The organism is Pedobacter westerhofensis, from assembly GCF_900182595.1.
In the GTDB taxonomy this organism is placed as follows: Bacteria; Bacteroidota; Bacteroidia; order Sphingobacteriales; family Sphingobacteriaceae; genus Pedobacter; species Pedobacter westerhofensis.
In genome coordinates this window covers 130,926-150,577 of sequence record NZ_FXTN01000014.1, presented here as the reverse complement: position 1 = coordinate 150,577, position 19,652 = coordinate 130,926, and the positions used below count along the sequence as shown (strand labels likewise).

General features: G+C 43.2%; 21 protein-coding genes. 3 read left to right on the top strand and 18 right to left on the bottom strand.

What is annotated here, in order from left to right:
• Nucleotides 1–7: 7 nt before the first annotated feature.
• From FN831_RS24145 to FN831_RS24105, 9 genes are all read right to left on the bottom strand, one after another.
• Nucleotides 8–1,345 (bottom strand): DUF4833 domain-containing protein, encoded by a 1,338-nt coding sequence (locus FN831_RS24145; protein ID WP_142530780.1) that lies wholly within the window; start codon nucleotides 1,343–1,345, stop codon nucleotides 8–10.
• A gap of 23 nt (nucleotides 1,346–1,368) precedes the next feature.
• Nucleotides 1,369–3,957 (bottom strand): DUF5686 and carboxypeptidase-like regulatory domain-containing protein, encoded by a 2,589-nt coding sequence (locus FN831_RS24140; protein ID WP_142530779.1) that lies wholly within the window; start codon nucleotides 3,955–3,957, stop codon nucleotides 1,369–1,371.
• Between the two features lie 11 nt (nucleotides 3,958–3,968).
• Nucleotides 3,969–4,340 (bottom strand): GtrA family protein, encoded by a 372-nt coding sequence (locus FN831_RS24135; RefSeq protein ID WP_142530778.1) that lies wholly within the window; start codon nucleotides 4,338–4,340, stop codon nucleotides 3,969–3,971.
• Between the two features lies 1 nt (nucleotide 4,341).
• Nucleotides 4,342–4,794, bottom strand: a complete 453-nt coding sequence (locus FN831_RS24130) for a phosphatidylglycerophosphatase A family protein (RefSeq protein ID WP_142530777.1) — start codon at nucleotides 4,792–4,794, stop codon at nucleotides 4,342–4,344.
• Nucleotides 4,795–4,842: 48 nt separating this feature from the next.
• Nucleotides 4,843–6,048, bottom strand: a complete 1,206-nt coding sequence (spt, locus tag FN831_RS24125) for a serine palmitoyltransferase (RefSeq protein ID WP_142530776.1) — start codon at nucleotides 6,046–6,048, stop codon at nucleotides 4,843–4,845.
• Between the two features lie 274 nt (nucleotides 6,049–6,322).
• Entirely contained in the window at nucleotides 6,323–6,934 is a 612-nt protein-coding gene (locus FN831_RS24120) for a TetR/AcrR family transcriptional regulator (RefSeq protein WP_142530775.1), read from the bottom strand.
• Between the two features lie 170 nt (nucleotides 6,935–7,104).
• Nucleotides 7,105–7,443 carry a helix-turn-helix domain-containing protein gene (locus FN831_RS24115; protein WP_142530774.1) on the bottom strand — a complete coding sequence of 113 codons (339 nt, stop codon included), beginning with the start codon at nucleotides 7,441–7,443 and terminating at the stop codon, nucleotides 7,105–7,107.
• A 334-nt stretch (nucleotides 7,444–7,777) separates the two neighbouring features.
• The gene (locus tag FN831_RS24110) at nucleotides 7,778–9,139 is read right to left on the bottom strand and encodes a hypothetical protein (RefSeq protein ID WP_142530773.1); all 1,362 of its coding nucleotides are present in this window, start codon (nucleotides 9,137–9,139) and stop codon (nucleotides 7,778–7,780) included.
• The gene (locus tag FN831_RS24105; protein WP_142530772.1) at nucleotides 9,126–9,686 is read right to left on the bottom strand and encodes an RNA polymerase sigma factor; all 561 of its coding nucleotides are present in this window, start codon (nucleotides 9,684–9,686) and stop codon (nucleotides 9,126–9,128) included. Before FN831_RS24105 ends, FN831_RS24110 begins: the two co-directional genes overlap by 14 nt.
• A 216-nt stretch (nucleotides 9,687–9,902) precedes the next feature.
• Between FN831_RS24105 and FN831_RS24100 the strand changes: the two genes are divergently transcribed.
• Nucleotides 9,903–10,652: a DUF4397 domain-containing protein gene (locus tag FN831_RS24100; RefSeq protein WP_142530771.1), complete on the top strand. Its 750-nt coding sequence runs from the start codon at nucleotides 9,903–9,905 to the stop codon at nucleotides 10,650–10,652.
• Nucleotides 10,653–10,730: 78 nt separating this feature from the next.
• On the opposite strand, the gene FN831_RS24095 is transcribed toward FN831_RS24100, so the two are convergent.
• From FN831_RS24095 to FN831_RS24085, 3 genes are all read right to left on the bottom strand, one after another.
• Nucleotides 10,731–10,940, bottom strand: a complete 210-nt coding sequence (locus tag FN831_RS24095) for a hypothetical protein (RefSeq protein WP_142530770.1) — start codon at nucleotides 10,938–10,940, stop codon at nucleotides 10,731–10,733.
• Between the two features lie 119 nt (nucleotides 10,941–11,059).
• The gene (locus tag FN831_RS24090; RefSeq protein ID WP_142530769.1) at nucleotides 11,060–12,487 is read right to left on the bottom strand and encodes a glycoside hydrolase family 125 protein; all 1,428 of its coding nucleotides are present in this window, start codon (nucleotides 12,485–12,487) and stop codon (nucleotides 11,060–11,062) included.
• Nucleotides 12,488–12,573: 86 nt separating this feature from the next.
• A complete protein-coding gene (locus FN831_RS24085; protein WP_142530768.1) occupies nucleotides 12,574–13,482 on the bottom strand; it encodes an SMP-30/gluconolactonase/LRE family protein in 909 nt (302 codons plus the stop codon).
• Nucleotides 13,483–13,618: 136 nt separating this feature from the next.
• Between FN831_RS24085 and FN831_RS24080 the strand changes: the two genes are divergently transcribed.
• The gene (locus FN831_RS24080; protein ID WP_142530767.1) at nucleotides 13,619–14,860 is read left to right on the top strand and encodes a dicarboxylate/amino acid:cation symporter; all 1,242 of its coding nucleotides are present in this window, start codon (nucleotides 13,619–13,621) and stop codon (nucleotides 14,858–14,860) included.
• A 19-nt stretch (nucleotides 14,861–14,879) separates the two neighbouring features.
• Here the strand turns inward: FN831_RS24080 and FN831_RS24075 are convergent, their stop codons facing one another.
• Together FN831_RS24075 and FN831_RS24070 are read right to left on the bottom strand one after the other, a co-directional pair.
• Nucleotides 14,880–15,158, bottom strand: a complete 279-nt coding sequence (locus FN831_RS24075; protein ID WP_142530766.1) for a hypothetical protein — start codon at nucleotides 15,156–15,158, stop codon at nucleotides 14,880–14,882.
• Between the two features lie 41 nt (nucleotides 15,159–15,199).
• Nucleotides 15,200–16,057 (bottom strand): hypothetical protein, encoded by an 858-nt coding sequence (locus tag FN831_RS24070; protein ID WP_142530765.1) that lies wholly within the window; start codon nucleotides 16,055–16,057, stop codon nucleotides 15,200–15,202.
• A 318-nt stretch (nucleotides 16,058–16,375) separates the two neighbouring features.
• Here FN831_RS24070 and FN831_RS24065 point away from each other — a divergent pair, with 318 nt between their 5' ends.
• Nucleotides 16,376–17,197 (top strand): MOSC domain-containing protein, encoded by an 822-nt coding sequence (locus tag FN831_RS24065; RefSeq protein WP_142530764.1) that lies wholly within the window; start codon nucleotides 16,376–16,378, stop codon nucleotides 17,195–17,197.
• On the opposite strand, the gene cobC is transcribed toward FN831_RS24065, so the two are convergent.
• Genes cobC through FN831_RS24045 form a run of 4 tightly spaced genes read right to left on the bottom strand, consistent with a single transcriptional unit; the run spans nucleotide 17,175 to nucleotide 19,652 of the window.
• Nucleotides 17,175–17,750 carry an alpha-ribazole phosphatase gene (cobC, locus tag FN831_RS24060; RefSeq protein ID WP_142530763.1) on the bottom strand — a complete coding sequence of 192 codons (576 nt, stop codon included), beginning with the start codon at nucleotides 17,748–17,750 and terminating at the stop codon, nucleotides 17,175–17,177. The two genes, FN831_RS24065 and cobC, sit on opposite strands and share 23 nt — an antisense overlap.
• Nucleotides 17,735–18,526: an adenosylcobinamide-GDP ribazoletransferase gene (gene cobS, locus FN831_RS24055; protein ID WP_221931401.1), complete on the bottom strand. Its 792-nt coding sequence runs from the start codon at nucleotides 18,524–18,526 to the stop codon at nucleotides 17,735–17,737. The genes cobC and cobS overlap by 16 nt, the downstream gene beginning before the upstream one ends.
• Nucleotides 18,527–18,548: 22 nt before the next feature.
• Nucleotides 18,549–19,055, bottom strand: coding sequence for a bifunctional adenosylcobinamide kinase/adenosylcobinamide-phosphate guanylyltransferase (locus FN831_RS24050; RefSeq protein WP_142530762.1), 507 nt, complete (start codon nucleotides 19,053–19,055; stop codon nucleotides 18,549–18,551).
• Nucleotides 19,056–19,058: 3 nt separating this feature from the next.
• The gene (locus FN831_RS24045) at nucleotides 19,059–19,652 is read right to left on the bottom strand and encodes a cob(I)yrinic acid a,c-diamide adenosyltransferase (protein WP_142530761.1); all 594 of its coding nucleotides are present in this window, start codon (nucleotides 19,650–19,652) and stop codon (nucleotides 19,059–19,061) included.

Here is a 19,652-nt window from a genome sequence, read left to right as displayed (position 1 = left end):
AATCACCTTAAATTTTAATTCGTTCTGTAATTGCGGTATTGTTCGCGGCGTTCATGCCTTTGATCTCGACATATTTCACGTTCGGAAGCCAAAACGAACCACCTTCTATCCGCAAAAATATGCGTTCTATTTGAATCTTTTTGTTATTTACTGTCACATATACATGATACTTTTGATCATTATCAGATTTAACAAGATACATGGGCAGTTTTTTGTGCGATACAAAACGCAGTTCGTACTGGTCTTTGCCCAGGCTTTTAGATTCTATACCATAAGCAAACTTACGCTGAATATAGCCCAGGTCTTTTTTTTCGCCGTTTTCCTGATAACGGAGCCAGTATACCAAAACGGGCTCATCTTTTACTACCTGGCCATTGGCACTGGTATTGAGTTCGCAAATGATTGTATTTGTATTGGGATCGCGCTGTAAATAAAACAGCTGGTTGCTGACGCCCTTTGGAACCGGAAATTTAAGCGGTGAAGGATTGCTCTGGTCCTGCGTTTGTGCCAAAGCCGGGTTTACATTACCGAAATTAAACACAGCAGCCATAAAAATAAGCCCCACCACCACAACCGGTGCGGCGTGTTCTCTCAGGCTTTTGTTTTCAGTTTTTTTTTCGAGTGCCTCGCGCTCCAGCAATTCTGCAGCATCCATTACCTTCTTTGCATCCCTGAGCCTGTTGATGGCAGTGATATTGGTCATGATGGCCATGATGGTAATCGGAATGGTGAAGATGGACATGGTCTCAAAAATATGGAAAGAGATCCCGGGAACATAGATCTTGTAGTCACCACCAATATAATGTCCGGTGATTCCGCAGGCCAGCGCACAGATGCCGATGGTGACTACCCTTTCCGGGCGCTGCATTAATCCGCCTTTGCTCTGAATGCCCAGTCCTTCTGCCCTCGCCCGTGTATAGCTCACCATCATTGAGCCGATGAGCGCGATGAAGGCGAATAAAGAGCTTAAGAAATAGTGATGTGAAACCAGATAATAACAGATCCCCAGGAACATGATAAGCTCACTGTAACGGTCGAGTACGGAATCATACAGCGCACCAAATTTTGAGCTCATATTTCCCAGCCGCGCTACCTGCCCGTCGAGCATATCGAAAAGTCCGGCGAAAAGTACAAGCGCGCCGCCCCAGCCCACAAAGGAAAGATCTCCCCTGTTGCTTTCTTCTGCGCCAAAGACAAAGATTACAGCTACACCAATATTCAGGATCAGGCCAATGGTAGTTACCGCATTTGGCGTCAGACCAATCCGGATGAGGCCCTTCACAAAAGGATTGATGACCTTATAGATCGTCTGCTGTAAACGATCACGAAATGATATTGCTTGCATAACTGTATTTTTTATACTTGTCTTTAAAAATCAAATTTAACTCTTGCCCTGATACCGTATTCGGATACCTCAGGATTGTTAAGGTAATTAAAACGTTTCACCATATCTACACGTAACACCTTAAATATGTTACCGATACCCACACTTCCTTCCATATAAGGCTGAGTGCCCAGGGCGAAAGTACGGGCCTGTCCGGCTTCGTTGGTTGGGAACTGCAACAGCGAAGGATCATGGTTAGGGTTATTCTCTTCCCTCAGTCCGCCAAACAACGCTTTGAAAGAAATCGCTTCTCTCAGTTTCAGTTTCTTTACCAAAGGTATCTTATTAAAGAAGAAACCGTTGAAACTATGGTCAATATTTACACTGGCATAATGATCACTCACAAATTCGAGGAAGTTCATTAAGTTATATGAATCCAGCTGGTATGAATAAGTCTGGTTGGCACGGTGGATGGTCAGCAAAGGGAAAGGAACCTTTCCAAAAGTGTTTCCCCCTTCTACTGTCACATCAGAATAGCCCAGCTGCGACAGATAAAATCTCTTGTCGATCCTGGCAATGATGTTTTGATAATTGTACTGTCCGCCAACCACACCTTTTAAACCGGCTGTGTATTTCAGTGTAAAAATAGGGAATTTATCAATGATCGGCACCCTGTATATTTTGCCCTGGTAGAACTTCTCATTTGGTGCATAACGGAGGTTGAGGCTTAGCTCTGCTGTTGTTAAAGCATCAACAGGGTTTAGAGTGTTGTTCTGAAAGTCGTTAAAGTATAAAGATCCGCCCGGGCGCTGCGTCCATTTACGTGCAATGACCTGGTACGAGAAGTGGCTTTCAAACTCATGCATATAATCGATCTTATAAAAATCATTATATAACAGTGTGTTGTTCTGTCCCCTTTTAAATGATAACAGGAAGTTATCCTCCTGTACAAACTGAAGATCCTGACCAGGGATTTTTGTATCTCTCTGGAAACTTCCCCTGATATAATTCTGCGGGAAGGCATAGATGGATTTATTATTCAGGGAATACGTGCCGCTCAGGAAGTACTTCCATTTTTCGTCCTTGAGACCATATGCCCCATAAGTTTCAAAATAGTATCTCTTGCTCAGTTCCGGGGTGGTACGGCCACCCAAACGCAGACGCAGGCCTTCTACATTATTAAAACTGTAAAAAGTATTTACTGGCCCAACTTCAAACTTGCCAAAGTTTTTATATCCGGCAAAGAACAGGGTAAGCAGGTCTGCCGTCCTTTTGAAGGAAGGAATGGTTTGCAGGGTATCAATATTCTTGTAGATATTTAGATTAGTTTTCAGCGTAGTATCCGTGCGCTGACTTGTCCAGAACTGATCAGGCTGACTTTCTGCATTTGCAGCAGTGCTCAGCGCCGGGCCTTCATATACACTTTCGGGCTGTGGTTTATTAATCTGATAATCTTTGATAATCACAGTACGCTGTCCGGTAAAGCCACCGCCTTTTGATTTATTGATCCCGAAATCAACAATCAGGTTGGTTTTAGATAAATGGTAACGGCCGTCGGGGTTTTTCTCAAAATCAAGTTTGGCTTCGAGGGCACGTACAAAGTTAAGGTTAATGTTTTTGTTCACCGTGAGGTAAGCATCCTGAACAGCATAGTTGCCATCCATTGTTACGTACATCTTGCCTTCAAACAATAGGTCGGTATTGTTTCTTGGAATGAACGACAATTCGATCAGGTTAGGCACACTCGTTTTGATCGTATCAGTGATGAAGAACTTATAGAATGTAGGCGATGCATCAGCAATCGGGCTCAGAAACTGGTTGCTCATCAGGGAAATATTGCTTTCGTAGATATTTACATCGGCGTACATCCTTTCGAAATACTTGCTCAGTCCTTTGGTATCGATGAACTTGGCATCATAATTTACATGCTTGTCACCGGTATAGATCGTTTTCTTTTTTTCGGGCGATTTCTGCAGGTAATTCTGGGAAACTTTTTCTTCAAGGAACACAGGAAGAATATTCTTGCCTCCTATTTTTGTAGAATCCTGATTTTGGAACAGGAACTGGTAGTTTTTGAAGATACGCTTGGTTTTGAATTTATCAGACAGGTTACTGAGCGAGAATAACATCTGCTCATACTGCTGGTATTCTACATGGTCGTAATTCTTATTCTGATTTTTAGCTTTATTTTCAATTACCTTTCTGATCAGTTCTACCGCAGGGTTATTCTTATTTCTGTAGGCAGGCCTTTTATTGGAAGTGATGGTTACCTCTTTCAGATTTTCTGATTCGTTCTGCAGTTTGATATTGACAGTTTGGGTTTCACCAGGTTTAACCGGAAGATATGCGGTTTTATAACCCACATAACTTACCTGTATCTGATCGTGCGATTCGCTGGTGGCCAGCGTAAATTTCCCATCGGCATCGGTTTTGGTGATAATTTGTGTACCACGGAATAAAACGGTAGCATAAGGTACCGGGTCTTTATCTGCAGCATCTGTAACTACTCCTGAAACCACAGTTCTTGCGGGTGCCTGTACCGGGGCAGGAGTTTGTGCTGATGCGCTTAACGCAATAAAGGGAAGGGCTAAGGCAAGGGAATATATAATTTTTTTGAAGCGATTTAAGCTCATGGCATTCTCATTTAAATAAATACGAATTTCTTTTGCATCAGGAAGTTATAACCTGTTCCAACTGTACCGGATACAATGATTTTTGATAAGATATAATTTACGTGCAGATAATGGGTAACGAGAAAGACCCCTGCGGTGGTCAGTAATAGATTTCCGGCCCAGACTAAAACGTATTTAAAGATCTGAACGTTGATATTTCGTTCTTTGGTACCGAACACCCAATTGCGGCCCATCATAAAGTTGACTACACCGCCTGCTGTTGTACCTATCACACTTCCAGCCACATACCAGGCATGAAACACCTGCGTACAGACTAATGTGGTAAGAAAGTCAATAATTGAGGCCGATAAAGACGCGACCTGAGCTTTTACGAAAGTCGCCATATCAGTGAATAATAAATCTTAAAATAATCTGCAGCACGATATTCGCATAAACACCTGCAAGAATATCATCAAACATCACTCCCCAGCCACCCGGTAAATTTTCCAGGCGCCTGATAAAAAGTGGTTTTAAAATATCAAAAAAGCGGAACAGTATGAGTCCCATTAAAATGTTCAGAGGTGTAACGGGAACCCATAGCAGCGTAATGCACATTCCCACTACTTCATCTATCACTACCCTGTTGTGGTCTTTGCCCCAGATAGTTTCTACTATGTTGCCAGACCATATGCCCAGGGCCGTAATGAGCACCGTTACAATTAATGCAGGTATAAAATTATTACTGTCCGGGTGGGCAGCAAACCAAACCAGGCAAGTTACAACAGCAGCAGCAGTACCTGCTCCTTTACCGATGTAGCCTATGCCAAAGCTTGTGGATGTAATTTTATGAAATAGCATTTATCAAATTGTCAATCACCATGGTGCCATCAGCGGCAACGATGTGTATCATATACTTACCTTTGCAGGCATCAGCTCTACTTCCTGAAAAGCAGCATAAAGTTTTTCAATTGCTTCCTCTATCTGAGCAAAAGTGTGCGTCGCCATCAGTGAAAATCTGATTAGCGAAGAGTCTGATGGTACAGCAGGAGAAACAACAGGATTTACAAATATTCCGTTCTTGTGCAGGATATTTGTGATCAGGAAAGTTTTTGTGTTATCTCTGATATAAACAGGTATGATCGGACTGTCTGTATGTCCTATATCAAATCCTGCATCTAAAAGTAGTTTTTTTGCATAGTTTGTGTTATCCCAAAGTTTATCGATACGTTCTGGTTCTGATTCAATAATATCAAGTGCAGCAATTACGCTTGCGACAGATGCAGGAGGCATACTTGCACTGAACATCAGTGACCTGGCCCTGTGTTTGATGAATTCAATCGTTTCTTCACTGGCAGCAATAAATCCGCCGAGCGATGCAAGCGATTTACTAAAAGTACCCATGATCAGGTCTACTTTGTCAGTGAGGTTAAAGTGAGAAGATACGCCGGCACCGTTGAAACCAATGACACCTAAGCTGTGTGCATCATCCATCATAATATTGGCACCAAATTCTTCTGCCAGTGCTACAATTTCAGGAAGTTTAACAATGTCCCCTTCCATACTGAATATCCCGTCGGCAACAATCAGTTTAGCAGAATCTTCCGGCAGCCTGCTTAATTTCTTGCGCAGGTCGTCCATATCATTGTGTGCATATTTAATCGAACGTGAGAATGAGAGACGGCTGCCGTCAATGATGGAAGCATGGTCATATTCATCAAGAATAAGATAGTCATTTCTATCCAGCAGGCAGGAAATAACCCCTAGGTTAACCTGGAATCCTGTACTGAAAAGTACAGCAGCTTCCTTACCAACATACGCGGCAAGCTTTCTTTCCAGTTCCAGATGGATATCGAGTGTTCCATTTAAAAACCTTGATCCGGCACAGCCAGTTCCATATTTCTGTATTGCTGCTTTGGAAGCTTCCTTAATCTTCGGGTGATTGGTTAATCCTAAATAAGAATTGGACCCGAACATTAAAACTTTCTTACCATCAATGATGACCTCAGTGTCTTGTGCTGACTCTATTGATCTGAAATACGGGTATAATCCTTTTTCCTTTATTGCATTTGCATCTTGAAATGCTGCAATCCTATCGCCCAATTTTTTACGCATGCCTGAATTGTATAATGTTTACTTCAGATAGATTCATAAGTTTATTTTATTCATATACAGATTGATACTAAAAATACCGCAATGAAACATGATCTAATATATTAAAAATATGTTAATTTTAAGATAGACAAAAGTAAATTATTCTTAGACCATAACCGTATTTTAGTCTATAATATTATTGTCAAATAATGAAATTAACGTTTTTCACTAATTTTTGTAACCCTGTAAAGGTACTACACCTCAGTGGTGCAACACCCTATCCGGATTGTTTTTTTTATTCAATTTTCTTTTTTACAGTATCATTTCCTATACCTGCTATCAACATATCGATCATTTCATCGAAATATTCATTGGTCTGTAATTCAGATAATTCTACAGATAAAGGAAAATGAAGCCCCCTGAATGCCGTCACCATAACGAAGGACATTTTGTTCATCCTGTCGGCCGACATATCTTTAAACTCTCCCGACTGACAACCGCCCAGAAGGATTTCTTTGATCATATCAATCTGAATTTGTTCATATCTTGATTTGATCCAGATCAGCATTCTCATGCTGGCCAGCAAATCATCAAAAAGAACTTCCCTAAAGCTATGAAAACCAATGATGGATGTAATCTGGGCTTGTAAAAAGGCTTTCAATTTTTCCTTTGCTGTTAGTGAAGCGTTTACGGCTTCCCGTATACGCTTCACTACATTTTTCATTTCGTCTTCAACAACGGCCTCAAAAATCTCATTCTTGCTTGGAAAATAATAATAGAGCGTGCTCTTTCCTTTACCGGCAGCTGTAGCGATTTCCTCCATGGTTGTTTTCTTTAAACCATGTTTTCCAAATAACTTTTTTGCTCCCGATAATATCTCCTCTATTACAATCTCATCCTTTTCCATTCACCAACATAATAAATCATTAGACCGAAATTCAATTATGGTCCAAAAGTATTATAAAAGTTATGAAATAAAAAGTTCCTGAATCAAATTCGACACTCGTATGATAATAACGTTAAATTAACATGAAGTTTTTTCTGTCATGAAACAGCGGATTTATACCATAATACTTGCTAATCCGCCTTGTTTCTGCGGTCTTCCTTGTCATAAAGATCGATCAGCTTGCCCTGCAAACGGATTACGCTGGATTCCAGTTCGAGCACGCGGAGCCTGAGCCTCTCGATTTCTCCCTCCTGCTCGCTCTTCTCATCTTCTCCCGTGCTTAGCAACTGCCTGATGTCGATCTGGTGGACACTGGCAATCTGGTGTATCCGGCTGAAGTTTGGATCAGTGATCCCGGTTTCAAGTTTGGAGTAGGCCGGAATAGAAATGTCCAGCAGTTCTGCCATTGCCATTTGGTTCAGTCCCTTCTTCTGGCGGAGAATTTTAAATTTTTGTCCAAGTGTTTTCATCTTCAAATATTTTAATTGGTGTTTGTTTGAAAATAAAAATAGCAATTAATTAACATAAATATTACAAAAAGAAATTGAAATTTATTGCAATACTATTAGAATTATTTATATAGCCTAAAAACATCTGTAAAATTTATTCTTAGAATATTTCTGATGAAAATTATTTGGAGTAGAAATCTAAAATAATAAAACATTTTAGCCGCCTTAAAAACAACATAACAGACTGTTAATTAAACAGATAATTATCCTCTTTAACCTGGAATTTACAACAGCGCAGCGACACTGTCCGAATTGAATCAACCGGACAGCATTTTGAAAAAAAAATTGGAACAGGCTAAAAAGAAAGTTGAAATTTAATTCCGCTGTTCATCAAATTCAGGTCTTGTGAAGATAATTTTCCGATAGGCACCTTGATAAAAGGCTCGATTTGGATGTTGTACTGTTTAAAAATATTCTGACGGCGGCCAATAGAAAAGTTAAAAAAGCCGAGGTAGCTGTTTCCTTTCAGCGGCCGGTCGGTAGCTTCTTCATCAACCTGCTGGGTCTCCAGCGCACTGAAACTCATCACCTCACCGGTGGAAGGATCCCTGCTCATTTTATTGACCGGAACCGTTTCCGAGTACGTATTGTTTCTTTTCTCGCTAAGCACATTAAAATATGAAATCCCGGCGCTGGTATAATAATGTTTGGTTACTTTATACACCAGCCCGAGGGGTATGTCAATAGCTTTAATATTGGCATCCACAGCCAGGAGCTGCCGGCTCTCTGCCGAAGACTTCACGATGGAATAAGCCACACCAGAAGCAGCTGCAGGTGCCGCTGAGGATACATTTTCGCCGGAACCCAGTTGCATCAGGGTGATCCCTGAACTTAATGAAATCTTGTCTGAAATGTGATAAGCAGTAACCAGTCCGCCACCAAAGTTCATGTTGGTATGTGTAGCTGTAGGCATCACCTGCAAACCAAAGTCCCATTTGGAAACTGCTGGCTTCTTGATTTCTTTTCTGTCAGCTTTTTTAGATTCTGCAAGCAGGAATTCTGATGTGCTTAATTTAGGTTTTTTCGGCGCCATCAGGCTGTCCTTTGTCAGCTGCGCCGGAGGGACTGCGGCATCAGCTTTTAACTGGGTTTGCGCAAGGGCCTGGTTTAGGGATGGTGCAGGAACTATGGTTGCTGCAGAGGCATTGATTTTATTTTCAGCAACTACTACGCTGCCCTGGTCTGCAGCGGCTGTCTTTTCAGCAGTACTAAAAGCTGGAGGGCTTACAGTTGCTGGATTAGTATTTACAGCTTTGAATTGTGAAAAGTTTAAAGCTGAAGAACTGATGATTGATGAATTGCTTTTTGATGAGTTAACTGTAGTGGATTTACGTACGGCAGAAAGCTGCTGGGCTGCGCCGGCAGGTTTTTCTGCAGGGCCGTTACTCTTTTTTGCAGCACCGGTAGTGTTTGCAGTCTGTTGCTGGGCGGCAGGACTTCCTTTTCCATCCTGCTGCAGCAGATCTCTCCTGTTATATGCAAACACAGAAACGATCAGGAAAAGCACAGCGGCAACTTTAATCCAGTTAGGAAAAAAGGGGTACTTCTTTTTCTTGTGTTTCAGGAATGACTCCCATTCGCCCGGAACATAGGATTCCTCGTAATCTTCGAAAAGATCAGCTATCTCCTTTATTAATTCTTTATTAGACTGTTCCATCTGTAATTTTTATACTCTTTTTATAAAGCTCTCTCAATTTTTGTTTTGCGCGGGTTAGATATGTACGACTGGAACTGACGGGTATATTTAGCATTGATGCGATTTCATCATGGCTGAAACCTTCAATCTCATAGAGGTTGAAGACTGCCCGGTGCAGATCGGGGAGCTCATCCAGCAGTTTAAGTATGTCTTCTGCATAGAGCTTATGTTCAACTTCTACATGGCCGGTTTGCACTTCCTCGTATTCCTCCACATAAGTCAAAGCAGTCTTATTCGCCCGTATTTTATCCAATGCGGTACGTACAGTAATGGTAGACAGCCAGGATTTAAATATTTTCTGGAAATCCAGGAGGTCGCCGCCATGCCTGAAATCGTACATCGTTTTGAACGCTTTCATAAAACTATCGTTCACCACTTCCCTGGCAATATTCCGGTCTTTGAAATACCGGGTGGAAATTCCCATGAGATAACCCCAGTAATGAACATAGATACGTTCTTGTATACGCTCATCACGCGCACTCAGACCCGCAATGATCTCCCGGAACATTGTATCTTTTTTATCCACGCTACGCTAAGCCTCTCTTTTCTGCCAATTTTACAATTTTTCGTATGCGTCCAACGCAGCATTCAGCGGTAAAACGTTTACCGCATCCAAAACGCTACAGATCATACGTTTTACAAAAATACCAAAAAATCTGTAGCGTTGTGTAAAGACCGTTCGTTTTACACTCCAAATACATATTGCAAATTAAAACTTTTAAACATGAAATTTAATCTTACTCTATTTTCAGAAAAACCCGGAAAAGTCTACATTTTAGCAGCAATGTCTTATGTTGCGATCTGTCTCAGTTCCTGCAAGCATGACGATGAAGTAATTATTCCCAACCAGGCGGCCTTCAGCGTTACCAATGCCTCTCCTACAAGACCTTCAGTGGATTTTTATCTCGATAATCAAAAAGTGAACAATTCGACTGTGGGAAGCAGTACCGCTCTCAACTATGGGAACAGTACGGGTTACTGGCTGGCAGTAACCGGTACCAGAACAGGGAAAGTTACCGTTTCCGGTAATACAACGAGTATCCTTACACAAAAGATCGATCTGGAAAATGACCGCTACCATTCTATCTTTATTGTAAACTCAGCAGATACGCTGTCATTCCTTAGAATCAGGGACGACTGGTCTGCCAGTACTCCTGATGGAAAAGCGCAGGTCCGCTTTATTAACCTTTCACCGGATGCACCGGCCTACAGTCTTGAGTATAGCGGTGACACCACTGCATTTACCAACAGGGCGTACAAAGAATATACCGGATTTAAGCCGGTAACTGCGAAAACGGGCATCACCCTGAACCTGAGAAATACGGCTACAAATGAAATCGTGTCTACACTGACTGATGTAAAACTGGACAGTAAAGAAATTTATACTGTTTGGGCAAGGGGCCTGGTCAGTGCACAACCAGCTGACACAGCCAAGCGCATTAAGATCACCAGACTGATCAGAAATTTTAGATAAGCTTATCCTTAACTGTTAATACCCTTTTTATTTCCTATCCCGAACCATCTGAATTGTGCTTTCAGGTGGTTCAATTTTTTAACGGCTTCCTTGTTTTAGAATGAAAGCCGCAAGCATCACTGTAACTACAATTCCGGAAATACCGGGAAACAGGATAAACAGATACAAAATTCCACTGACTGCCAGCACAGTAAGCATAAACAGCAAACCCTTTAGGGGAGTTTCCATTTTAAATGCAGCAATAATCGTAAAAAGGTAAAATGCGCCGGCGAGTATTTCTAAGAACATGTGCAAATATGGCTATCCTAATGTTAATTTAATGTTAAGCCATATTCATAATTTCATTCAAATGACAATTGCTGCAGACGAACATGATTCCCTTATAGGATTTTTTGCACGCTTTTAGCCTAAGCGCCGGTGTTCAGCAGCTCCGGACGCTCCTGATAAGTTTTCCAGAGGAATTCTCCAAACAGGGAATTTACCCATGGAAATGCAGCCCTGGTATACTGGCGCGGATTATCAACGTGAAAAGATTCATGGATAAACCCGGTATCACCATGGCTTTTCTGCAGCATGGCCAGGCATTGTTTGATCTCGGCATCATCGGTACTGGTTAACCCCCGTGCAATGATGCTCATGGGCCACACCATATTTTTCCCAATATGCGGTCCCCCTACTCCCTCGGCAACTTTACCTTTATAAAAAAATGGATTATCTGCTGAAAGCACCATTTTTCTGGTATTCAGATAAACAGGGTCGCTCATAGACATGGCACCCAGGTAAGGCATCGCCAGCAGGCTGGGAATGCTGGCATCATCCATCAGGTGGTAGCTGCCCAAACCATTGATCTCGTAGGCCAGCACTTTTCCATAAGTTTCGTGTTCGATGATTGCATATTTTTGAAGGGCCTGTCTTACTTCCATTGCCATTGCGTCCATTTCGGCAGCTATTTTTTCATCTGCCTTGATCACTCTGAAAAGTTCTGCCACCTGACGAAGGCTGACAACTGCAAAGAAATTAGATGGAATCAGAAAGGAGAAAACTGTAGCATCCTCACCGGGCCGGAAAGCGGAACAGATCAGTCCAACCGGTTTTACAGGATAGCCAAAACCCTGCATCGGCAAACTGTCTGTGGCCCATGCTGTAGCACGCTGAAAATGGTATGGCCCGTTGTTTTCCTTGCGCTGCTGTTCTTTGAAGGTTTTGAGGATTGTCTTCATGGCCTCCTGCCAGTTCGCATCAAAATGGCTGGTATCTTTAGTTTGCTGCCAGTAGCGGTAAGCCAGGCGTATGGGATAACATAAAGAATCTATCTCCCATTTCCTTTCATGAACACCGGGGACCATATTGGTGAGGTCTTCTTTAAATTCGGAAGTTTTGGTAGGGTCATTAAAGAAAGAACTTGCATAGGGATCTTTCAATATATATTTTACCTGGCGGTTGATCACGCCTGCAACAAGGTCTTTCAATGCTTTGTCTTTTCTCATCAGCGGCAGGTAAGACCATACCTGCGCAGAACTGTCACGCAGCCACATGGCATCCATATCACCACAGCTCAGAAAGGTATCGGGTTTGCCTTCAAAATCAGTAAAAGTAACGGAGGTATCAAGGGTATTTGGAAAGCAGTTGTTAAACAGCCAGGTAAATTCTTTGTTCTTTACTTTAGAACTAAATTCATTGATCACATTTTCTACCGCTCTGCTGTTAAAGCGGCGCAGGGCCTGCGCTCTTCTCACTACAGGAAAATCCGGCTCTGCCGCAAAGGAAAACACTTTCCCGGAAAATAAAGCGGCAGTTAACAGCCCTGCCTTTTGCACAAAAGATCTTCTTTCCATTATTCAATATAAGGTGTTGCCAATGCCGGGGCATTAACAGAATTCAATATTATATAAATTTTCAAACTTTACCTACTCAGTATGGTTCATTCTACTCCTTTGGCATGAATAGGAATCGTATAGATGGCAGTTGATGCGGTGATAAACAGATCGCTCCGATTTTTTCCGCCAAAACAAACATTTCCCGTCCAGGGCTCTTTTACATCAATATGACCGATTAACTTGCCCGCCGGATTATAAATTGATACGCCCTTGCCACTGAGATAAAAGTTGCCCTGGTTATCAATGGTCATGCCATCAGATCCCTGATTGATCACTAAAGTCTGACTGCTCAGGCTGCCGTCCGCAGCGATGGTATAGCGATAGGTCTTATCTTTTTCGATATCCGCAATATAAAGATAGTTACCATCTGCCGATCCAACGATACCATTCGGCTTGGAAACATCCTGCGCTGCTACCCGCAATTTGGCTCCTTTGCCTGGCGGCAGGTAGTAAACCTTTTGCCCCTCTAGTTCCGGCTTTTTCCTTGTCCAGTAGTCTCGCTGATAATAGGGATCAGTAAAATATATGCCTCCCTTGCGGTCTGCCCAGAGATCATTGGGGCCGTTCAGTTTTTTTCCGTCAACATTTGTAAGCAAAACTGTTGCTTTACCGCTTTTGCTGATGGACCAGAGTTCATTTTGCTCATCGGCACATGCCAGCAGGTTTCCCCTGCGGTCGAAATACAGACCATTGGCACGGCCCGCCGGGCCTTTAAATAATGAAAGAATTCCATCAGCACTGTACTTCCATATTTTATTGTTCGGCTGATCAGTAAAGTAAACATCTCCCCTTTTGTTCACGGCGGGGCCTTCTGCAAAAGAAAACTGAGCTGAGATTAATTTGAGGCTATCCTGGTTAAACAATTGTGCACTGGAATTCAAGCTTGTAAGCGTTAGCAGCAGCAATAATACAACAGAACCGGAAAGCCTGCGCCAGGGAATTCTATAGGACATCGTTAAATTTTAGGGTTTAAACTATCTTTTAACCCCAAAAATCAAACCAGAATAAACAAAAAATATATAAATCTTTTATAGTGTATAACTTCTGTCTTAAATATTAAATTAAAGTTTTTAAGATTATCTTCGCTACATGAACAGCTTTTACACTAATTATAAGGGAATCATCTGGCTGATTGCAGGCATCGTGGCGGGCAGCATTGCGGGCCTGGTATTTGGCGGCCGCGTAAGTGTTTTGAAGCCGATCGGTGAGATCTTTCTCAACCTGCTGTTCACGGCTGTGATCCCGCTGGTATTTTTTTCCATTGCTTCTGCAATCGGGGGCCTAAAGGAGACGGGCAAGCTGAGCAGGATGATGGCCGTGATGGCGCTTGTTTTTCTGGCTACCGTGCTGATCTCGGCGATGCTGACGATCCTCGCGGTAAGGATATTCTCTATCCACGAGCATATGGGGGCAGCCAGGCTTACAGAAACCATTGTTAAAAAGCCTTTTGGCGACCAGCTTACGCAGCTGCTCACGACCAGCGAATTCTTTGAACTGCTGTCACGCAAGAGTATGCTGGCGATGATTATATTTTCGGTGCTCACTGGCTTTGCTACTTTGCGTGCGGGCAGTCAGGGCGCTGCATTTGCGGGATTTCTTCAGGCGGGAAATGAGGTGTTCAAAAATGTATTCGTGATCATCATGAAACTTGCGCCCGTAGGGCTGGGTGCATATTTTGCCTATCAGGTAGGTGTTTTTGGTCCGCAGTTATTTGGTACGTATGCGCGCTCTTTGGGTATATATTATGGTGTAGGCGCTTTTTACTTTGTCTTCCTGTTCAGCTTTTATGCTTTTGTGGCCGGCGGAGTGAGAGGCATTAAGAAATACTGGAAGAACAATATTGTACCCTCGGCCACTGCAGTGGGTACCTGCAGCAGCATCGCCAATATCCCGGCTAACCTGGAGGCTGCTGAGAAAATGGGAATACCGGAGTACATTTCAAATGTGACTATTCCTTTAGGAGCTACGCTGCATAAAGATGGTTCAAGTATTTCTTCGATCATCAAGATGGCCGTGGTGTTTGCGCTGTTCGGGAAAGGCTTCGACAGTGCAGAGACGATCATGCTTGCACTGGGGATGACAGTTCTGGTGAGTGTAGTTGAAGGGGGTATCCCTAACGGGGGGTATGTTGGAGAACTGCTGTTTATATCTGCATATGGTTTTCCGCCAGAGGCGCTTCCACCGGCAATGATTATCGGTACGTTGGTAGATCCAATGGCTACGCTCCTGAACTCTACAGGAGATACCGTAGCGGCAATGCTTGTGACGCGGTTTACAGAAGGAAAAAACTGGTTATCCGCAGCAGCGCCGGAGCGGGTTACAAAGGCATAGGGGTATCTTTACTTCTATCTTATTTTTTGACAATTTTGTAAGTTTTGTCTGCATAGTTGAAAACGTAAATAAAAAGAGCTAACACTAGCAGATCGATCAGGAAATATCTCAAAATAAATCCCATCTCTATTTCATTAACAGCAGCCGGATCAATTTTACCGCCAGTAAATGTGTAAAAAGGATATGGAAACCCTATTTCTGTCCATCCATCAGATGGTGCATCATTAGTGGAATAAAATCCAGTTATTGAGATGAAGACCAGAATTGCAATTAAAATGGGAGTTGTTTTGATATTCATTATCTGCGACTAATAAGGTGCGTGATACGCTCAATATCCGGTTACAAGGACATAAAACCGTTTTCTACATGGCTGTCGTGTAAGCCGACCACAGAATAATGCCTTGGCAGGTACCAGGTTACTGTTTGCATCATGTTGCGGTAGTGCTCCTCTGATTCAAAAGAATCGGGGGTGATGTTAAAAGCGAGATCCTGACTAACTTCTTCAGCGTTTTTGCGCATCATCAGCATTACTTTTGGTCCCTGGATACCGTTGAGTTCAAAAAAGTCTTTCAATAATTTTCTCGTCTGTGCTGGCAGGATGGTTTCTGATGGCTGGCCCACCATTATTTCTTCGCCAGCGGCAACTTCTTCTGTGATATTACTGCTGTGGCTGAATAGGCTGTCAAGTGTAAAGAAAGCTCCGTTCAAATGATAGTTAAGGAGATCTCCGTAGGTTAATACCCAGTCGGGCTGACCTGCTCCGGGATTAAGCACAACCCCGTATCCTCTTTCTACAAGGAAACCAGAAATCATCTCATCGATCACATAGGACTGGAATTCTTCGCCGGGCGCTGGAATGAATAACTGGAAATAGGGAAACCCATCCGGACCGGCAATCAGTTGCGGCGTTCCGCAGCGAAGGGCAGCAAATGGAAGATCGGCTAAAAACTGGTTTACCCAGGTTTCAGTTCTCTCTTCTTTTGGGATCTCAAGCAATGTAGCCAGTGCCTGAGTTTTTTTAAGATCGCCGGAATTGCGCTGAGGGGTAACTGGCGACTTTATTTCTGCTGCAACTGCTGCAATAGGTTCAGAAGATTGATCAGGCTGATCTGCTTTCGCTGCTGGTGCCTGTTTTGTTTTATCCTCTGCCTGTGCTTTTGCCGTATCAGTTTTTCTAAAAATATCGAATAGTCCCATGTATGTAAATTTACTTCCCCGTCAGATTTATCCTTCTTCCGCTATTCAAATTTAGCAAATTCATAATAGATCTGTTGATTTAATTATAAATATCAATGTATATGATCAATGCTGTATTAAGTTTGTCCGGAGCTTTCCCGGAGCTTGCTGTAAGCAAGTCATCAGTAAGTAATCAGCAGCGCGTCATTCAGTCCTCATTTTCTGTCATTTATGACTTGTGAGTGTTTCCTTACTTTGGGGCTACTGAGTACCTGCCTACAGCAAAGTCCGGGTAAAATATGATGAAGAATTATCCTCAGGTTTTTTTAACTTTATGCAATGAATAACTTTTATTTGTCTGAGCTCTATATATATCCGGTTAAATCTTTGGGAGGCATCAGTTTGCAACAAGCTGAACTTGTAGAAACAGGTTTAAAATACGACCGGAAATGGATGCTGATAGATGAAAAAGGCGTGTTCGTTACCCAAAGGAAATACTTTGAACTGGCGATGCTGCAGGTGGGCATCGACGCAGAAAGAATAACAGTAACCCATAAAAAAGACCCTGCCCAATCAATCTCCTTCTCAGTGGAAGAAAATACCGGCCTCAGCATTCCTGTTTCCATCTGGGATGACGAATCCACAGGCCTGGAGGTGAGCAAACTCTTAAATGAGTGGTTTTCTGATTTTATGCAGATGTCCGTTCGGCTTGTAAAAATGCCGGCAGATGCAAGAAGACTGGTAGATCCCAGGTACGCAGAAAATAATGAAATCGTTGGCTTTTCGGATGGTTATCCATGTCTGCTGATTAGTCAGGCTTCACTTGACGGGCTCAATAAAAAACTTGAGGTGCCGGTAAGGATGGACAGGTTCCGTCCTAATTTTGTGTTTACAGGCGGAGAGCCGCACATTGAAGACAGCTTTGGCAGCTTTTATGTTGGGGAAATGCTGTTTTCAGCAGTAAAGCCATGTGCCCGCTGTGTTCTTACTACGATCGACCAGCAAACGGGTGAAAAGGGCCAGGAGCCTTTAAAAACATTGGCCGGATACCGTACCATTAATAAAAAGGTATTATTTGGGCAAAACCTGATCCATCAGGGCAGCGGGATGATCCGTGTTGGTGATGAGATCCGTTTGATCAGCCGGAAACCGACAGTTTAAAAACTTCTGCCATGCCTACCTTTATAGAAAAGGAATCTTTAAGCAGAACCGATTTGTACCTGGCCAGGAGAATACGGATTACTCCCCCGTGTGTAACTACGCATACATTCTTGTAGGGCTGCTGCAGTAATCGATCCCAGAAATTAGAAACCCTGTGCTGCATTTCCAGCATGGTTTCGCCGCCTGGTGGTGAGAGATGTACAAAATCGCTCATCCAGGTTTCTGATGCTGCGCGGTCTATAGTATCCCAGGTTTTACCTTCCCAGTCGCCAAAATTGAGTTCATACAAAGCTTCATCTGTTTGAAAAGGCAGTTCATCGACAGCCCGTGTTTCAGCGCCGGAAACTTCTGAATAATGATCTGTAATAGCCGCCGCAAGCCGGGTACATCTTAATGATGGACTGGAAAATACAGCATCCATATGGACAGGTAATTGTGCCAGAATCTTTGCTGCTTCTTCCTGAAAGCTTTCACCGAGCGCTACATCTGTCCTTCCGTAGATCTGGCCTTTTTCCGTCAAAGGTGTCGTATGCCTGATCAGATAAATTTCCATACCAGGAACAAAGAAAGATAAATCACCACTTCCGTTATCTGCTGTACGGCGCCAAGACAGTCTCCTGTATATCCCCCTATCCATTTTTTAAAATAATAGCCAAGATAATAACTGGTTAAAACCACAGGAATCAGGATGAAAGCAATAGTAGATTCCCCGGTGTAAAAGATCAGGCCCGCGAGAGGCAGTAATGTATATATGGCCGCGACAATAAGGTTAGCGGCCTTGCTTTTCTCTGCTACCGCAACACCGGCCTTACTCTCCGAACTGCGCGCATAACTATGGTTGGAGGCAACGATCATTGCCGAAAACCTGCTCAGCGAATGTGCGATCACAAAAATACCAAGGATCACGATTGCATTTACGTCTGACGTGACCTGGATAATTGCTATAAACCTGATGCCCAGCAGCAGGATCAGTCCGGCCACACCATAAGTGCCGAGCCGGCTGTCCTTCATGATTTCCAGAATCTTGTCTTTTGTCCATCCCCCGCCAAATCCGTCACAAACATCCGCAAACCCATCTTCATGAAAAGCACCCGTCAGCAACAGGCCGGCAAGCATCGAAAAAAGCACGGCCAGGGCATTCCCAAAAAGAAAGTTTGCCAGCAGATAAACCGCAGCAGCAACAAATCCGGTAATCCAGCCAATCAGGGGAAGGTATTTAATCGCATCAGCTAATAAGCCAATAGGCTCATCGCGCATAGCAGCTGGCGCCGGCAACCTGGTATAAAAGGACAATGCGGTAAAAAAAAGTTTCAGTTCCCGGTTGATCATGAGTTCAATTACTTGCGTTTTTTTATTTCTTTAAATGCAAAGGCAAGCCCGAAACCATAAAAACAGCTTCCTCTGCCCTGGCCGCTACATACTGGTTTGCCCAGCCCTGCAGGTCTGCAAATTTACGCCCGATCTCCGTATCGGCATGCATGCCCATCCCCAGTTCATTGGAAATGATAATAAATGTAGCGTCGATGGAACATAACTGATCAATTTCTTTCTTAAAATCTGCTAAAGACAGATCAATATTATTCTCATGATCCATAAAAAAGTTAGTCAGCCACAAGGTTACACAGTCGATCACTGCAATGCGGCCTTTTAAAGGTAACAAGTGCAGGTCGCGGTAAGCTTCGAAAGTAGTCCACTCCGGCCCGCGCTCATCCTGATGTCGCTGTACACGCATACGGAAATCTTCGTCCCAGATTTTTGCTGTGGCGATATACACTGGTTGGGCAGTCAATTCTTTTGCCCGCTGCTGCGCCCAGGCACTTTTGCCGCTTCTTACCCCGCCACTTACATAAATCAGCATAAATTAAGATTCAGGTGCAGGTTCGGCTTTCTTAAACTTTTTATACAGGAACAACTGCCATTTTTCTTCGGCAACGCCTGCTTTGTCCATTTCTGCACGCGATAGTGTAAAGAACAGGTCAGACAGTCGGTTGATGTATGCCGGAATAATTTCATTTACCTCATCCGTTTGAATGAGACTTACCAAACGACGTTCGCCCCTGCGCATTTGTGTCCTGATCATATGGCATAAGGCCGAGATTTCATTTCCGCCGGGAAGTATAAAGTAGTCAGAGGGGTGTGTCATTGCGCCTTCCAGTTCATCAATCCAGGATTCACAAAACTCAGGCCCATCTGCCGGCATAGGATTGGTATTGATCTTTTTGGTATCCGAAGGCCGCGCCAGATGCGACATCATGTCCATCATATCTTTCTGGATCTTGTGCAGGTTAGGCTGCCATTCGTGTGAATCGCCCAGTTTTACCCGGAGAAAACCTATCGTCGAGTTGACTTCATCAAGCGTACCGATACACTCTACCCTTACATCGTCTTTGCTTACCCGTTTGCCGCCGAAAAGCCCGGTAGTTCCTTTGTCTCCTTTTTTAGTATATATCTTCAT